The sequence below is a fragment of the Nostoc sp. KVJ3 genome (assembly GCF_026127265.1).
Classification (GTDB): Bacteria; Cyanobacteriota; Cyanobacteriia; order Cyanobacteriales; family Nostocaceae; genus Nostoc.
The window spans coordinates 427,239-446,348 of sequence record NZ_WWFG01000003.1; the positions used below are offsets into that span (position 1 = coordinate 427,239).

At 39.5% G+C, this 19,110-nt stretch carries 7 protein-coding genes; 3 read left to right on the plus strand and 4 right to left on the minus strand.

The features are described 5' to 3' along the window. Window positions 1-16 precede the first annotated feature (16 nt). Genes GTQ43_RS33245 through GTQ43_RS33255 form a run of 3 tightly spaced genes read left to right on the plus strand, consistent with a single transcriptional unit; the run spans window position 17 to window position 9,321 of the window. Window positions 17-3,925: an Eco57I restriction-modification methylase domain-containing protein gene (locus GTQ43_RS33245; protein WP_265276990.1), complete on the plus strand. Its 3,909-nt coding sequence runs from the start codon at window positions 17-19 to the stop codon at window positions 3,923-3,925. A 48-nt stretch (window positions 3,926-3,973) separates the two neighbouring features. After that, the gene (locus GTQ43_RS33250) at window positions 3,974-4,429 is read left to right on the plus strand and encodes a hypothetical protein (protein WP_265276991.1); all 456 of its coding nucleotides are present in this window, start codon (window positions 3,974-3,976) and stop codon (window positions 4,427-4,429) included. A gap of 32 nt (window positions 4,430-4,461) precedes the next feature. Further along, on the plus strand, window positions 4,462-9,321 hold the full coding sequence (locus GTQ43_RS33255; protein ID WP_265277035.1) for a DEAD/DEAH box helicase: 4,860 nt from the start codon (window positions 4,462-4,464) through the stop codon (window positions 9,319-9,321). Window positions 9,322-9,362: 41 nt separating this feature from the next. Here GTQ43_RS33255 and GTQ43_RS33260 read toward each other — a convergent pair whose 3' ends face one another. The 4 genes from GTQ43_RS33260 to GTQ43_RS33275 form a co-directional block, all read right to left on the minus strand. Next, the gene (locus GTQ43_RS33260) at window positions 9,363-10,766 is read right to left on the minus strand and encodes a nucleotide-binding domain-containing protein (protein WP_265276993.1); all 1,404 of its coding nucleotides are present in this window, start codon (window positions 10,764-10,766) and stop codon (window positions 9,363-9,365) included. 6 nt (window positions 10,767-10,772) lie between these two features. Further along, the gene (locus GTQ43_RS33265) at window positions 10,773-12,233 is read right to left on the minus strand and encodes an SAVED domain-containing protein (RefSeq protein WP_265276994.1); all 1,461 of its coding nucleotides are present in this window, start codon (window positions 12,231-12,233) and stop codon (window positions 10,773-10,775) included. A 375-nt stretch (window positions 12,234-12,608) separates the two neighbouring features. Beyond that, window positions 12,609-14,429: an NACHT domain-containing protein gene (locus GTQ43_RS33270; protein ID WP_265276995.1), complete on the minus strand. Its 1,821-nt coding sequence runs from the start codon at window positions 14,427-14,429 to the stop codon at window positions 12,609-12,611. Between the two features lie 302 nt (window positions 14,430-14,731). Next, window positions 14,732-19,063, minus strand: coding sequence for a metallophosphoesterase (locus tag GTQ43_RS33275; RefSeq protein WP_265276996.1), 4,332 nt, complete (start codon window positions 19,061-19,063; stop codon window positions 14,732-14,734). Between the last annotated feature and the right edge of the window lie 47 nt (window positions 19,064-19,110).

The following is a 19,110-nucleotide window of genomic DNA, read 5'->3' on the forward strand; positions in this document are numbered from 1 at the left end:
TTTTAATTCTCCAAATATGAAAACTACATTAACTGCGATTCAAATCGAAGGAAATTTACTAGCTCCAGATATGACTGCCCAAATGCTAGAAGGCAGAATCAAAGGGCAATTGCCAGAAGACTTTGGTTTTAATAAAACTGATAAATTAGCAGATGAAATTGCTACTGCCTGGGGTGATGCTAAAGCATATTGGGCCGCATTTCAACGGGCATTGGCAAGGCTCGATGAGAATAACTCGGCTACTACCATTACCCGTGAACTTTGGACAGTGCCATTACTGCAAAGTCTAGGTTATGAACCTGTATACACTGCAACAGCCGAAGTCGTAGAGGACAAAACTTATGCGATTTCCCATCGTGCAGAAGCAGGAGAAAATAAACCACCTATCCATATTATTGGTTGTCGGTTAGAAATCGATAAACGTCCTCCCAGTGGCACACCCAGGTTATCAGCACACGCACTGGTGCAGGAGTATCTTAACAAGACAGAGCATCTGTGGGCGATCGCAACCAATGGTTTTCGCTGGCGGTTACTGCGTGACTCTTCGTTGATGACTCGTCTTACTTATATCGAATTTGACTTAGAGCAGATTCTCAGTGGCGAGAACTTTGCTGAGTTTGGGCTATTTTATCGACTGTTCCACCGTTCCCGCTTACCTGAAGGTATGGATGATGCGGATAAGTGTTTGCTGGAATATTACCACCAAGAAGCACTGCAACAGGGGGGACGGGTACGCGAAAAACTACGGGATGGGGTTGAAAAAGCCTTAGTTCAGCTAGGTAATGGCTTTATCCAACATCCGCAAAACGAACGCCTACGTCAAAAACTTGGAATTATCCCCAATTACGAAGCAGAAGTTACAAATTACGAATTCTATCGCCAATTGTTGCGATTAATTTATCGTTTGCTGTTTTTAATGGTGGCAGAATCCCGCAATTTATTATTGATTGGAGATGACTTAGAGAAATCTCGGATTTACCGAGAATATTACAGCATTGAACGCTTGCGAGAGTTAGCCGAACGTCCTCATTGGCGGCGGGAAGGTTTTCAAGATTTATGGCAAGGTTTGTGGGTAACTTTCTTGCTCTTTGATGAAAACTGGCGCGGTGAAGTACTAGGTTTGTCTCCCCTCAATGGAGATTTATTTGGTTCTAAAACTCTACCAGCGTTAGATAATTGTGCAATTGACAATTATGATTTACTCCTTGCTATCCGCCAATTATCACTATACCTAGACAAGGCACAACTAAGAAGAGTAAATTATGAATTTTTAGATGTAGAAGAATTAGGAAGCGTTTATGAGAGCCTATTAGATTTTCATCCCCAGATAGTACAGAAACAGTCCAAATATGAATTTGCTTTAGTGGTTGGTAACGATAGGAAAACTACAGGCTCTTACTATACTCCGCCACAGCTTGTACAACAACTGATAAAAACTGCACTTGAACCAGTAATTAAAGAAAAGCTTCATAGTACGCAACAGAAGCTAGGCAATTCAGAAAACAATACTTCGACTACGCTCAGTAACCATCAAGAATTAGAAAAAGCACTTCTTAGTTTAAAAGTATGTGATCCAGCTTGTGGTTCAGGCCATTTTCTTTTAGCAGCAGCAAGGCGGATTGGTAAAGAATTAGCCAAAGTCCGTACAGGTGAAGCAGAACCTGGAATTGAACCTTTAAAATTAGCAATTCGGGATGTTATTCAAAATTGTATTTATGGGGTAGATTTAAACCCGTTAGCAGTGGATCTGTGCAAGGTTGCGTTATGGATTGAAGGATTTCCTGGTAAATTACCACTTAGCTTTTTAGACCACAGAATTAAATGCGGAAATTCCTTAGTAGGAGTATTGGATATTAATTGTCTATCTGAGGGAATACCCGATGAAGCTTATAAGCCTGTAACCGGGGATGATAAAAAGTTATCTTTACTGTTTAAGAAGCGCAATAAGAAAGAACGGGAGACAGATAACCAAGGACAATTATCAATATTTGGAGGTTTAGAAACCGAACGTACACACTATACAGAAAGTGCGCGGGAGTTAGGATATATCCCTGAATCCACACCGCAACAAGTGAGAGAAAAACAAGCACGATATCAGCAAGCTCGTAAAGATTCGGGATGGTGGCGAGATTATTCGGCTTGTAATTTGTGGACTGCGGCATTTTTTATGCCCTTGACTGAAGAAAACTTGCAGCTTTTACCAACAACGGCGGTGTTAACTCAGCTATTGCAAGGTAATTTGTCAACGCAAGAGATAGTAAATGCAACAAATAAGTTGGCTGAGGAGAAGCATTTTTTTCACTGGCCTTTGGAGTTTCCTGAAGTGTTTGAAGTAGATGGATTTGACTGTGTACTAGGCAATCCACCTTGGGAACGGATTAAGTTACAAGAAAAGGAGTTTTTTGCTTCTCAAAGTGCGGAAATTGCTAACGCTGTAAATAAAGCAGCGCGGGAGAGGTTAATTAAGGAATTACCTAAGAAAAATCCTGAGTTAGCACAAGCTTTTGAAGAAGCGAAACATGATGCTGAAGCACAAAGTAAGTTTATTCGAGAAGGTGGAAGATTTCCCTTAACTGCTGTAGGAGATATTAATACTTATTCTGTGTTTGCGGAAACTACGAGAAAGTTAATTTCTCTTAATGGGAGAGTTGGGGTAATCGTTCCTACAGGTATTGCAACTGATGATACTTGTAAATATTTTTTTAGTGATTTAATACAAAAGCAGAATTTAGCAAGTTTGTATGATTTTGAGAATCGAGAATATTTATTTACGGATATATATTATCGGGTAAGATTTTGTCTCCTTATTCTCAGTGGATATCGTACAAAAGAAGCTAAAGTTGCTTTTATGGTAACTCAAGTTAGACAATTAGAAGATAAAGAACGGTTATTCGCTCTATCTCCAAAAGATATTGAATTAATAAATCCTAATAGCTTAACTTGTCCTATTTTTAGGACTAATAAAGATTTAGAAATAACTAAAAAAATCTATCAAAATATACCTGTTTTAGAAAATGAAAAAACAGGAACTAACCCTTGGGGCATTTTATTTATGACTATGTTCCACATGGCTAATGATAGCGGTTTATTTCAAAATACAGCAGGTAAAGACTTAGTGCCATTATATGAAGCAAAAATGTTTCATCAATTTGATCACCGATTTGGTTATTATACTCAGGAAATGGTGGAACGTGAACAAAATAGCTTTAAAGCAATTCCGAGTCCTAGTTTAGAACAAAAACAAGATCCAAACTATAAATTAAACTCACGCTATTGGGTTAGTAAGACTGAAATAGAAAATAGATTAGCCGGAAAATGGAATAGAAAATGGTTATTAGGATGGAGAGATATTACTAGCGCAACTAATGAGATTACAGCTATTTTTAGTTTATTACCTAAAATTGCTATTGGACACACGGCACCAATAATATTTAGTGATAGAAATCCACTTCTTATTTCATGTTTATTAGCTAATTTTAATAGTTTAATTTTTGATTTTTTAGCTAGACAAAAAGTAGGAGGTACACACCTAACTTTTAGTATTTTACGACAACTCCCAGTCATTCACCCAGAAACATACAGCCAAGAAGACATCAAGTTTATCAGTGTTCGTGTACTTGAATTAGTTTATACTGCCTGGGATATGCAACCCTTCGCCAAAGATATGGGATACGACGGCGAACCCTTCATTTGGCACCCTAACAGACGCGCATTATTAAGAGCAGAATTAGACGCATATTACGCCAAACTCTACGGACTCACCCGTGATGAACTGCGATATATTTTAGACCCTGCTGATGTCTACGGCGCAGACTTCCCTAGCGAAACATTCCGCGTGTTGAAGAATAACGAAATGAAGCAGTTTGGTGAATACCGCACCCAAAGGTTAGTTCTAGAAGCTTGGGACAATTTGTTTGGTTCTTAGCAAAACCAAATAGATAAATATTTCTAATTATTAATTTTAATAAAAAAGATGGCTATAACTGTAAAGCTAAATGAATTAATCCAGCAACCAGAGAATGCTATTCTATCTATCAGCACTCTATTAGGTCAAAAATTAGCGTTATTAGATTGTTCAGGTGTGGTTGCCGTTACTCCAGAGCAATTAACCCTTTTATTTACAGCTATCCCTGAAACTTGGCAGTCAACCGAAATTAAAGAAGTTTTCGATTTCTCCACAATTACCCCAACCTTTAACCACCAACTTCAAGACTGGATTAACCAACGCTTAGGATACATCCAACCCCAAACCTCCATTACTGACTACGAGTTAACAAGTACAAACGATCTTGATATTTTTAACTTCCGCAACGAGGTAATAGGCGACTACCGCCGCTATATAGAAAGCTTCCTCAAAATCCGCGATCGCAAAGTCAAAGAATTTGTAGACGCAGAATTAGACAAGGGCAACTTTGGACTGACCCCCTAGTTCAACTCAATCCCAGTTACAAAAAAGGTGCAATAGTTAAAGAGTTAGTACAACAGCAAACGCTTCATTCAGACTGCGAGAAATATTTCTACAAAAAAGACGGCACACCTTTTACTTTTCACTACCATCAAAAGCAAGCATTTGAAACTGCACAACGCCAAGAACCCTACGTTGTTACTACAGGCACAGGTTCCGGTAAAAGCATGACTTACGTTGTGCCGATCTTCGATGATTTACTGCGTCATCCTGATATTTCAGGAGTCAGGGCAATATTGGTTTATCCCATGAATGCCTTAATTAACTCCCAAAAAGAAGAACTCGACAAATTTTTACGCCAAGTTCCGAATACTCATATTCGTGTTGAAAAATACACCGGGCAAGAAAGTTTAACCAGGAAAACCGAAATTCAAAACAATCCACCCCATATTTTGCTCACCAACTACGTGATGCTAGAGTTAATGCTCTCACGCACTCACGAAAATAAACTGGTAGAGTCTCCCAATTTAAAATTCCTGATACTGGATGAATTACACACCTATCGCGGACGACAAGGTGCAGACGTTGCTATATTGATCCGCAAACTTCGTCAGCGTAGCAAAAGTAATGACGAATTACTCTGCATTGGCACAAGCGCCACCATGTCAACGGTCGGTTCCCGCGAACAACGCCGTCAGGTTGTGGCAGATGTCGCTAGTAAGTTATTTGGTGTGGAAATCAAACCCAGTAATGTCATTGATGAAACCCTAGAACGTTCTATCCAACGTGTTGAACCTACTATTGAACAACTGTGCCAAGGAATTTTAGCAGGTTTACCAACCGAGTTAGAACAAACACCAACAGAATTCCGAAACCATTCCCTAAGCTACTGGATCGAGATGAACTTCGGTTTAGAAGAAAGAGAAGGACATCTCGTTCGCCGTCAACCCATTAGTTTAGAAACAGGTGCAGCCAAACTTGCCCAACAAACCCAGCTTCTAGAGGAAACTTGTTTAACAGTCCTCAAACAAATGTTCCTCTGGGGCAGCAAAACTAATGGACTTGCTTTTCGCTTACATCAGTTCATTTCCCAAGGGGGAAGCGTTTACGCCACTATTGAAAATCGAGACAAACGCCATTTAACCCTCGAAGGTCAATATACAACCACCGACAACCGCCTACTTTATCCCCTCGTTTTTTGCCGAGAATGCGGACAAGATTATTATGTCGTTCGCTACGATGCCGATAAGCATATTATCCTGCCCCAATTGCCTACTGCGTTGGATATCAGTCCTGACGATGCAGATATTACCGAAGGTTATCTCACCCTCGATGAACCAGAACTGTGGGATACAAGCGATGAAGATAGACTTCCTGATTCTTGGTTTAGTGAAACTAAAAAGAAAGGACGAGTTGCCAAAAAAGACTTTGCGCGATTTATTCCTCGAAAACTCCAAATTCTACCCAATGGTAAAGTTACGTCCTCCCTGTTGCAAGGAACTACTTGTTGGTTTATTCCCAAACCCTTTTTGACCTGTCTGAACTGCGGCGTACTACATGACAAAAAGCGAAACGAATTTGCTAAACTCTCTCGCCTCAGTAGTGAAGGACGCAGTACCGCTACCACTCTACTTTGTCTTTCTACCACTAGCCGCCTCAAGCAAGTCTTTACAGGGGAAAAAGCCAAAGCTGCCAAAATCCTCAGTTTTACCGATAACCGTCAAGATGCTTCATTACAAGCGGGGCATTTCAATGATTTTGTCCAAACCAGTTTCTTACGGGCTGCACTTTTAGGCGCAATTCAAGCCAAAGGACAACTCACTCACAGCGAATTAGCTAGTGTAGTCGTCCAATACATGAGAATTACTCAAAACGACTATGCCAAGCAACCAGCAGAATTTAGTGGCGGTAAGCGGCGCAATGAAGAAGCCTTTCGCAAACTGATTGAATATCGTCTTTACGAAGACTTGCGTCGGGGATGGCGCATTGTTCAACCCAACCTCGAACAGTGTGGACTGTTGATAATTGAGTATAATGGGCTACAAGAAGACTGTGCTGACAACCACCTTTGGCAAAAACACCGCCATCCTCTTTTACTACAAGCCACTCCGCAACAACGTTTCGTAATTACCCAAGCATTCCTCAACCATTTGCGACGAGAATTGGCAATTGATGCCAAACTTTTACAACCAGACCAAAAAGATTCACTCAAAAGCGAAGTCATTCAAGCTCTTAAAGAACCTTGGGTATTCGATGAGAACGAATATTTATATTTAGCAACTTGGGCGACTATTAGCACTGGTGGTAATGAAAAAGCGAAAGTTAAACTTACTACTAGAAGTAAAATTGGACGATTTTTGCGATCACCAAATACATGGTCACTCCGCAGCCAACTTTTAACAGATGTAGAGTTCAACAGCTTAATCACTACTCTAATTGATGCTTTGTGTGATGCTGGCTACCTAGTGCAAGAAAAATCTGAGGTACAGCTACGCATAGACTCACTACTATGGAAAGCAACCAACCTCAAGGAAATCCCTACCGATCCCTTAACATCGCGTCGCTTGCAGGGTAACGATAAACCCAATATTTCAGTTAACCAATTTTTCCAAGGTTTTTACCAAACCAATGCCTTGCAAATCCAAACAATGGAAGGGCGAGAACATACCGGACAGGTAAGCAACAAAGACCGCCAAGAACGGGAAGAAAAATTCCGTCAAGGACAATTAGCTGCATTGTTCTGTTCTCCGACAATGGAATTAGGTATCGATATTTCCGACCTTAGCGTTGTCCATCTCCGAAACGTTCCCCCCAGCCCCGCTAATTACGCCCAACGTAGCGGGCGTGCTGGTAGAAGTGGACAGCAAGCTTTAGTAATTACTTATGCTTCTATTGGTAGTGGTCACGATCAATACTTTTTCAAACGACAAAATCAAATGGTTGCTGGGGTAGTTGCTCCACCAAAACTAGAGCTAGCCAACCAGGATTTAATTAAATCTCATGTTTACTCGATTTGGCTGGCACATACTGGGGTTTACTTGGAAGATTCCATGAATAAAATCTTGGATTTGGAATTAGAAAACTATCCCCTCAAAAACAGCATTCGCCAACAACTTACCCTGGGACAAGCCAAATTAACCCAATGTCTGCAAGCCGCCCAATCTATCTTCTCAGACTTTTTCTGCCAAGAGGATCTGCAAAAAGCTTCTTGGTATTCTGTAAATTGGTTACAGAATACCATCGAAAATGCTTTGAATGCTTTTGACCGTGCCTGTAAGCGTTGGCGAGATTTATATATAGAGTCAGTTAAACAGTTAGAATCTGCCCGTCACACCATTGACCGTTTTGCTAGAGGTGATGTCACCCAAGAGGAACGCAAAAATGCCGAATCACAGTCACGAGAAGCACAACGACAAATTGATTTACTCGTAGGACACAGCCAAGGCAAAAGTAATTCCCAGTTTGAATTTTATCCCTATCGTTACTTTGCTGCCGAAGGGTTTTTACCAGGGTTCAACTTCCCTCGTTTGCCAGTTCGGGCATTTATTCCGGCTGGTGAAGGTGGTGAATTCATCTCTCGCCCCCGCTCAATGGCATTACGGGAATTTGCTCCCAATAATATCCTTTACTACGAAGGTAGTAAATTCATGGTGGCTAAAACAAAAGTTCCTGTTGGTGGCATTGAAGGCGAGTATAAACGGGTGAGTGTCTGCGCTAACTGCGGGTATTACCACGACGGCGATTTTCGTGACACTTGTGAAAACTGCGGCGCAGAAATTAAACCTGATGCTCATGGCAATGTAGCCAGATTGACTCGTGTACTGCCAATGGAAACTGCGATCGCTCGTCGTCGAGAACGCATTACCTGCGACGAAGAAGAACGGCTCAAGTATGGCTACAACATCACCACACATTTCCGTTACGCTAGCCAAAAGCGAGAATCAGCTATTGTCCAAGCACCTAACGGTACACCATTGTTCAAATTAACCTATGGAGCTACAGCTACTATTTGGCGAATTAATCGGGGACTGAAGAAGAATAGAGAAGAACGAGGATTTAAGCTCAATCCAACAACGGGTGTATGGGGCGACCATAAAAATCCACAGGCTCAACAGACACCCGACAGCTTGCATACCGAAGTCAATTTAATGGTTGATGATACTTGCAATATCTTGATTGTTGAGCCATTAAATGTTCCTGTGGAGGACAGAGAAGCTTTTATTGCCACCTTGCAATACACCTTAGAAACTGCAATTCAAGCCGTTTACAAATTAGAAGCTGATGAACTCGACTCCGAACGACTAGGTGAAGGCAAGTATTTACTGTTCTGGGAAGCAGCTGAAGGTGGTGCAGGTGTACTATCTCAGCTATTAGAAAAACCAGAGGCATTTAGAAAAATTGCTGATGCAGCTTTCGACATTTGTCATTTCACACAACCTAAAGACAGTTGTATTCAAGCTTGCTATGAATGTTTGCTCTCTTACCGCAATCAATTTGACCATGCACTGATAAATCGTCACCTAATCAAACCTTGGCTTGACCTCCTACTGGAGAGTAGCGTTATTACTCAAGTCAAAGGGCTTTCTCGCGATCAGCAATATCAAAAATTGCTGGAACAGACAGACCCTAACTCTGATTTTGAGCGTGTGGTTTTGCAAGAAATTTATCAACGGGGGTATAAATTACCTGATGCTGCTCAGAAATTTATTCCAGAGGCAAACTGTAAACCAGATTTTGTTTATGAGGAGGAGGCGATCGCTGTTTTTTGTGACGGTTCTGTTCATGATAGCCCTGAAAAGTGCAAGCAGGATCAGATTGAACGGGATAATCTTAGGTATAACACTGGCTATACTGTGCTGACATTACGCCATGATGAGGATTGGCAAATAAAATTGGATATTTTGGCGGGTCTATAACTTATACTAAATTCTCCTAATTTCTGCTTGATAAAAACTTTTTAACCAAATCCACGCTTAGAACTACTAAAATTTCTAGTATTTCCGCTTCTCATAATTTTTACGATGTGTACTGCCTTTGCCATGACTTGCCCATTTTTCTCGATTTGACAAGTCATCCGATGATTACCTTTATATGCAGTGCTTGTCCACTTTGTCATTCCGCTATCGCTGCTTTCCCAACAAAGTTGTTCCGCCTCTTGTGCCTCATCTCCTTCATTATTAATAACCCATCGCACGCTGTAGGGTTGTGGAACATTTGTTGACACGACAGTAAATTTGAGTGCAACACCTTTCGGTAATATGGAGCTTCCACTCAAATACTGCTTATAAGTTGGCCCATTTTCATATTTGGCTAGATCACAACGAATTATTAAACTATATCTTGCTATGGCAATTACATTCGCAAAGTCAATAACCTCTGTAATCTCTTTTTTCACCCAAAACTCATGGTTAAAAACCCAGTCCCAAGCATAACGCGCTTTTTCTCGTGTATATGATTGGTCAAATAAAACATCAAGTTTACTGATTGCAATATTAAGGTTATCCCGAAGCCGAGTAACTTGGTTTAATACTTCAGTTTTACCTGTTAATTCCTGTGAGCTATCAACTGGATTATATACTTTACAAGATAATTTCAGCCGATCACGTAATGCCACCATAGTGTCATACAGTGCAATATCGTCACGATCACCGTTCGCCTTGTATACTCCAAGCTCGGCTATTAGTGTTGACACAATCATGCCACCAGGTAGGCTCCAAGAAGTTCGTGAGCGACAAAACCACTTTAGAAAACGTACAATACGACGCATTTGCCCTTCTGCAACTTTGGGGTAATATCCAAGTATTGGATTGGTTTTTGGGCTTAATGTCGAAACACGTTCAGCAAACCAGTTATTAATTTCCATTGGATCTCGACGTTTCCACTCTGTACTGGCGTGTTCGATACGTTCTATACCAAATTGATCTACATAGGTGCGGTAGATTGCAAAGTCGATATGGTAGCCTTCTGCATACCAAACTGTAACTGCATTAGTACGAGCCTCTGGTTCTTTCGTGAAATTAGTGCAGCGTTTACATAAAGCATCACGTACACGTTGACGTGCTTTGAGTGGGTTTTCTGGTATCTCGTCTTTATAAAAGATTAGAGCAATATCAATATCATAGTCATTATCATTATTTGGATCTTGGTTGAGAGTGTGCATTGGATACCCACCTTGATTTTTGGAATCATAGGGATGAGGGTGTGGACGCTCAGTTTCTTTAGCAAGGTCGTCTAATCCATTTTTAAGTCTGTTAATATTTAGATCACGATAACCAGCAAGCTGTTGTCTTAGCTTTACTCCAAGACGAACATAATTATCATAAAAATACTGTAAATCATTAGATATGTCATACATGAACATAGAATTTTATTCCTGAGTTTTAGTAATAATTGGAGTAGTCCATACAACTCTAGATGCAGGGGTATCATTACTATTAATCTTTATTCCCCAGGCATAACAAGGTTGCGTATTGGCTGTGTAATTATAAACAATAACTTGATGATGAATAGTTCTACTGATCCTGCGTCCAAGACTAAAACCAAGGCTAACTGGCCCTGTGTAAAAGATATGCACGACAAGTGATTTATCAAGACGGTTATGCAAATCATCAAGTACCTGTCGAAAAGCTTGGCAGATTTTGTTTACCTGGCTATAATGGCTAATTGCGTCAATTCGTCGCTTCCCAATTTGAATCAAAATATCTTCATAGGGCTGAGATAATACATCATCTACATCACTCTTTAAGATATCAAACGAAATGGCAATTCTGATAGCAACTGCAACAGGATTTTTTACTCGTGAGATAATAACATTTAACTCTATCTCTGGACTATCGCTACTTGCAAGTTGATACCAGCAATTTGTATTACGATCTAGCTCAAATAATAACACTTTAGGCCAGGTTGAAAAAGCATAACCTACACAGAACTGAAGTGGAATGTGAACAATACCGTAGTAACAAATTTTTGCTTCTGGGTTAGCTTTGAATAATTTTAAAAAATCGTTTACAAAATTTTCATTTTGTTTTATAGCACTACTGGGATCACAAATGCCAACTGTAAAAAACGATGACTGATCAAACTCTATATGTTGAAATTTATAATCTCGAATGTTATTTGATAAATCTTCTTCTGAAATAAGACCAGTTAGCAGTTCAAATGAATGATGACGGACTGCAAATAATGTTCGCTGCGAAAACTGGACATTTGAGTTAGATATTATTAATCGGTCTTTTTTTTTTAAAACAGGAGTCAGTTCTTCTGGTATTCCTTCCAAAGCGATCGCATTACAACCCAATTCGTAAGCATCTTCATACGACCAACCAGCACCAACAGCGTCATAGAAACCGATTGCAAACTTAACTGCCGCATCATCACTGATTTCATCGCTCATTCCCATCACATAATTAATATGCTGGGAAATAGCCTCTGCTTGTACCTCAGCATAGCAAGCATTCAGTACAACACACTCTACACCTCGATTCGCAAACAATTTAAACAGACTCGCCAAAGCATTAGTTGGAAGAAACTGTGCTTCTCCAACATCATTTTCTAAAACTAATCCCTGATAACCTGCCCCATGTCCACAAAAGTGAACAATCTGCGGGTTATAATCCAACAAGGCGCGACGCAAATCGTCTGGACGAACTGCCCATTTTTGTTCTAAAGTAAATTGTTCTCGCTGCTTTGCTCTCCGTAAACCTGCATCAATTTCTCGCATCTCTCTATCTAAACGTAATCTTGCTGTATTTGTAGGGCTGGACGCAAGAATTAGTATTGTGCGTTTTATTAGTAGATTCTCAGTCGTGTTTATACCTGTATTTATCATACTGTAATCATATTCTCCAACGAATCCAGAAACTTCTGCACTGATTCCTCCAATCCACTGGAGTATACCCGATTGATCCGATTGCCATTTTCCAACATCTGATGGGTTTCACAATGAATTTATTGTAGCCTTGACTGCTTGTTGCAAACTTTCTTTATTAACAGCAGTGTGATACTGTCCTTTGAGTGCTAATCCTCAGCTAAGTCAAAACTTAAATGGAAGACAGGGAAATAACCATACAGAATTTAAAAGACTGACAGTTGTTTTAGAACCTGACATTGCCTAAATGTTCCCAACTTCACAAGCTGTTAACGAGGCTTTGCATTTTTTGATTAGAGTTAAGAGTAAAAATCGCTAGTTTATAATACTAAAACATCAATAATCTGGCTGGTCTATTTTATTCTGCTTTACCTCTTGCTCTACTATGCCGTCTTTAGTTTTCTCCAGTTCAATAAGTGGTAATAATAATGTATTACTTATTTCTTCTTTTACATAAAATCCAATATTGCAATCACTATTTAAACAATCTATTAAAATTTTATTAGCATCATAATAAAATTGTAGATTTTCTATTTGTGTAGAGCTAAAATTCCATTGGTAACTTATATTACGAATCTCACTAATAATTTGATTTAACTGCTCCATCCATAATTTAGCATCTGTAGCCCACCACTGTTCACATAGTAAAGCTCCTAAATTTGTATCTGGAATCTCATTATATATGCTCTTAAGCTTTCTTTGTAAAGGAATATCTATATTTAGAGCAAAGATATCAGAACTTATAAAGTTATTTTCAATACTACTAAATAATAAGATATCATGGTTAAATAGTATATAAATTTCTGTTTTTAATGCAGTAATAAGAAAAATACTTTTAATAGATTCCTGTACACTATCTCGAAAATCAAAAGGACTATTTGTTCCAAAAATACCTTGATTTACACCATATTCAATATGTTGCAAAAATTTTTGAATATCTATTTCAATATTACGAAATCTTGAAAAATATAATGCTCTGACTGCTGAAATTTTGTAATTTGAATTGACATTACTCGCTTGTTTATTTGCCCAGCTTAAAAAGCTTTGTATTTTTTTATCATTTTTGGCTAAATCATCAATTTTAAGTTTCATTAATCTTAAGAAATGATCTACATTTATTAATTGCTCCGTTTTAATTAAAAAAACTTCTCGCCATTTTTTTTCTTTAATATAATTTAATAAATGCTGCCATCGCTCTTGTTCACTAAACCACGTCGCTACCAAATATTCTTGAAATGTTAGATGAGAAAAAGACCAAACTTTTTGCGCTCTCTCAATTAACAATCCATGCTGAGACTCAATTGCTCTCAAAACTGCTCGGCTATCGCGCCGTTCAATTCCTAAAAACTCCCCAATATAAGCCTCTAACTCCTCTTGTTCAAACAAAACATACTGTTGTTGTTCAAATTTCTTCACTGCAACATAGCTCATTAGTTCCAGCTTGCGGCCAACTGACAATTTCCAATAAATTTCATCCCGCTCAATCCCTCGCTTTTCGTCCCACTGCTCCAACAATAACTCCAACCCTTCTTGATATAACTTGGAACGCTTCGAGTAAAATTTCCCTGTTTGCTGGAAAACCGCACAAGTTAAACTTAGCAAGATGGGAGTAATTACAAGTTCCCGAATTGGCTTGTTTACCTCTCGAAATAACTGTTCAAAAAATTCCTGTGCCTGCCTTTCTCCTGCATCTGCACAAACGGTTCCAAACCAATGTACTGCAAACGCTCTCATCTGCACTTCATTAAAATCAGCTACTTCTACACAGGTAAACCGTTTTGATTGCCAATCGAATAAATCAGGTAGGGTTTGCGTTCGACAAGTTACCACTACTTGCACCTGTGGATAAATACGGGCAAAACGTTTGATTTCCTTAACAATTTGTTTTCCGGCTTCCCCCTCAACCTCATCCAAACCATCCAGCAATACCAAAGCTCGTCCCTGGTTTAATACTAATTCGATATCTGCATTAATCATCTGCCAATGCTGTCCTAAAAACTGCTTCAAATCGTAGTCATATTTACATCCTTCATCCAAAAACTCCCGCAATTTAATCAACACAGGAATTCGCTGCGCTTGCAATTTTCCTTCATTGCATTCCGTTACAATTCTTTGCATATATGTTGTCTTCCCCGAACCAGGTTTGCCCACCACCATCAAGTTAGTATTGCGCTCCAGCACAGCCAACCCCGACACGCGCTGCTGTTCTTTACCCAACCCAATCCGATCCAGACTGCGGTAGCTGGAATTGCCTGTAGTGAAATCCTGCCATAAATCATCCAGTTCCGCTCTACGATTACTGCTAACCTGCTCCAAGATATTCACATCCACAAACAAATCACCCAAAGGAACCCAGTGATCTACTCCCCAAAGGGGGATTATACCGTGCAAACTTTGGATGTCAGCATATAAACGTGATCGCACCTGCTGTACTAACGCATCAACTGAGTTAGCTACTGTTATCTGGTCTTTTTTTTTAAAACAGGAGTCAGTTCTTCTGGTATTCCTTCTAGAGCGATCGCATTGCAGCCGAATTTGTAAGCGTCGTTATACGACCGGCCAGCACCTAGCGCATCATAAAAACCCACTGCAAATTTTATCGCCGCATTATCGCTAATTTCATCGCTCATTCCCACCACATAATTAATATGCTGGGAGATTGCATCTGCTTGTACTTCGGCATAGCAGGCATTTAATATAATGCATTCTACACCTTGATTAGCAAACAATTCAAACAAGCTGGCTAAAGCATTAGTTGGAACAAACTGTGCGTTGCCTGCATCGTTTTCCAAGACTAATCCTTTATCACCAGATCCATGTCCACAAAAGTGAACAATCTGCGGGTTAAAATCCAGCAAAGCACGACGCAAATCATCTGGACGAACTGCCCAGCGTTGCTGCAATGAAAACTGTTCTCGCTGCTTTGCTCTTCGCAAACCTTCATCAATTTCTCGTACTTCTTTGTCCAAACGCAATCTTGCTGTGTTGCTGGGACTGGATGCAAGAATTAATATTGTGCGCTTTAGAGGTTGGCTTGTTATGCCGGAATGGTTATTTTGTGTAATGTTGCCAACAGTTATGTTACCGCCAACTTGAATATTGCCACCAAAAATACTTTGTTGAGAATTGGAACTATTAGCTTGCGTTGAAGCTTTTGGGTGATTGGAGGAATTATCAGTTTTGCTACCAGTTCCATATCGCAATTTGATCTCGTACCTTGGCACTGGATTATTTTTATCGCTCCAACGAGCATCCGCAGACCAGGCCCCGTCAGCCTTCTCTTTCTTTCGTGTCTCAACCGTCATCACTCCGCTTTCTGGGTCAAGAGTTAGCAAGTTGTACTGAAGTGGTATACCTGTAACCTGCTCCTTAGCAGGTGCGCCAAAAGTTCCAGCAGCAATAATTTTGAGACCACGCCGTGCATCGTACTGAAAATTCTCGTCTTTTGCTTCATGGATGTGTCCGTGAATCCCAACTTGGAAACCATTAACTGCTAACTGTTCTAGAAAAGCTGTATTTTTCATTGACTCAGAACTATGAACAGGGTGATGCCAAACAGCGATCTTCAGCCAGTCATCGTATTTTCCCGTAAGAATTTGGTCTAGGGCATTAGCGATCGCATTGGGATGGATACCAGCCCGATCTTTGTACTCATGATCGATTTCCCAACAGGAATTAAGCCCTAGAAAGAGAATTTTATCTTCCGCGCAGAGGTGAATAATTGCTTGCTGGTCGTATTCTTGGGGATAGTATTTACTATAAATTTTTTTATAGAAGCGATCGCTAAAGTAATCAAACCGTTTTTTATACTCATTCTCATCACAAATTAATGCACCTGCACTACCTGCATCAATATATTTTCCTTTTAGTAAGGGATTAGGCAGTTTTCGCTTGGGTACAAAGGGATAAGCAATTTCTGATAATTCCCAATTAATATCATGGTTTCCAGGAACTATAACAATGCGGCTAGGGTCAAGCCCGTAACGTTTAACCAGTTTATCAACCAGTTCAAAAGCTGCATCGTATTCCTCTTGTGTTGAACGATTGGCGATATCGCCGGAAATTACCAAGTAGTTAAGCTGTTTTACTTTAAGATTTTGGGTCAGGTCAGTAGCCAGTTGCGTAAAGTAGCGTTGTGCTTGCGCTGTAGTCCCTAAATGAATATCGGATAGGTGGAGAATGCGTATTTGCTTGTCTGCATTGTTCATGTATATTTCTTTATCATGGTAGAATGCGTTAACTTCTGCTTCAGTTCGTTTTTCTACTGTAGTCCTTAGTTCTTGTTGTTTTTCAGTATACGCTCTGTCACTGCGGTATTTTTCCTCTATACTGCGAGGAATCAGTACATTTGTGTCGCAGTACTGGCAGGGAATTTCTAGCTTTCCAGCCTTTACACGTATTTCAATCGCTTCTCTATTTGTAACTTCTTTGCCGCATTCAGCATTGGAACAGTAGAGGCGAATGCGCTCTTGCACATTAATGCCTTTAATGTGCAAGTGATTGGTAATAAAACGGATAAATGTAACCCGGTCAAAGTCACTAACTCCAGGATAAAAGTAAATCTCTAGTTCCCCAGTGCCTTCTGATACTTGTTTCATAGCAAAGCCGAGACGATGTTCATTCCGCGAAAACTCGGCTGCATACTTCCAAAGGTTTTCTCGTTGAAAGTCTTTGGTATAGCTGAGGCAGACGACCAGAGACGCATAAATTGCTTCGATACTACCTGAAAACTCATAAGTAACTTCCGTTGGCGGGTGAAGCTTATCAACAAACCGATGTAATACATTAAAGTGGCTAGGAAAGATTAGTCGCCCTAACTCTCGAAAAGCTAAGTTATAACTGATAAATAGCTCGACAGTTGATTCTAATACTAATTTTTCTTCTACCAGAGGTAAACGCTCTTCCCTTGAAAATCCATCAAAAGAAAAATTGGCGCAAACTACATCTCGCTCAAGAATTGAGCCAATCCCCTCTGGGTGATTACGAGCGGCTTTGATAATAGAGGAAGCATATTGGTTGATCAATTCAGGCCGCAGCAAAACCATTTGCATATTTGGGGTAGGAGCCAGACGGTAAACCAACCCCCGTGCTTGTAACAAACTGATTACTGTATCAATCTCTGCTTGGGTAGGTGAGCGTTCTATGTAACGCAGATCAACCTCCTGTGTTACGCGTTCTACTAATATTAATGTATCTTCTGCTTCTTTGCGCTCTAGTAAAAACTCACGGATTACTTGAAATAGCCTTGGTGTTGTAGTACGAGGCAGTTTATCCCAAGGAATTGCTGCAATAATTTGCTGTAATAACTGTTCTACTCCCTCCCCAGTTTTGGCGGAACTTCGGAAGTAGCCATCTAAACCATACTCACCTATAAATTGATTAATTTCGCGTTGGTCTACTGTAACAGGACTAACATCACAACGAGCAGAAATTAAATATTTAAGGGCATTGGTTGGAGCTATTTTTTTCAAAACCTTTGCCCAATACGGTATTCCTCGAAAAGGCTCGGCTGTATTAGAGCAGTCAAATAATAAAAGGGCTACATCGGTATCGTCTAAAAAAAGCTGATGAACTAAATGATAGTCAGGCTGTCCTGCTAAGTCCCAAAGAGTTAATTCTGCATTTATATTTTCCTGATTTTCATCTAAAATTGATTTTTGAGCAACGGGAAATTGCCAAAACTGCGCTCCATGAGTTGATTCAGTCTTGCGAAATTCTTTTTCTGCAAGACGAATACCAAGCCCTGATTTACCAACTCCACTTTCCCCAAGTAAAACAGCTTTAGCATTAATATAATAAACAATACTTTCTTGAGAAGAAGCTTTACTATTTAGAAAATTGGAAGAACTCTCTGTAGTCTGACGTTCTAAAATCCAAATATTTATCGCAGCACCTTCTTGAACTGGAGTAGCTAAAAAAAGTGAGTTTGGATGAAAAGCTAAAACTGATGGCCAGCTTTGAGAACTATGTACTGAACCTGATATACTTGCAATCTCTTTCCATAAATTACAATCCCAAAGTCGAATAATACCATCTACTGAGATTGAAGCAAGAAATTCATTATTTTTAGAAAAACAAATATTACTTATTGCACTTACATGCCCTTCAAGTGTAATAATATGTTTGTATGTTTTTCCATCCCAAATCCTTATAGTTTTATCAGAAGATGCTACAGCTATAAATAAAGAATTATTAGACCAATCTACACTATAAATTGAGCCAAAAGAATCTTTATTAGTAAGAATATTTATACAATTTAAGCCTTTAGTATCCCATAGCCGAACAGTTCCATCATCAGCACCAGAAACAATAAATTGACCATCTGGAGACCAGGCTACTCCTTTAACCCAGTTTGTATGTCCTTCAAATCGACACAAAGGTTGTCCAGTTTCTGTCGCCCAAAGCCACACACCTTGATCGCTGGAACATGACACTATCTGTTTTCCATTAGGAGACCATGCTATATCCCGAATCCAGTCAGAATGTCCAATTAATCTTTGCTCTAATCTATCCTGTTTAATATTCCAGATTTGTATAATCCTAGTACTACCTCCTATTGCAATATATTTTCCATTAGGAGACCATGCTATGCTTAAAATCCGCTCATTAAAGCATTTTATAGTTTGGATAATCTTTCCACTTTCTAAGCTCCATAAATAGATATCTCCAATACTAGAAGCAGCAGCAATATATTTTCCATTAGGAGACCATGTAGCTCGATATATAGCATCTTTAGCTTCTTGAAGATTTTCACTACTTAATATTTTAAAATCTTTTAAACTTAACATCATGCTTTACATATAAATAAACAATATAAACTTCTGAATTAGCAAAATAG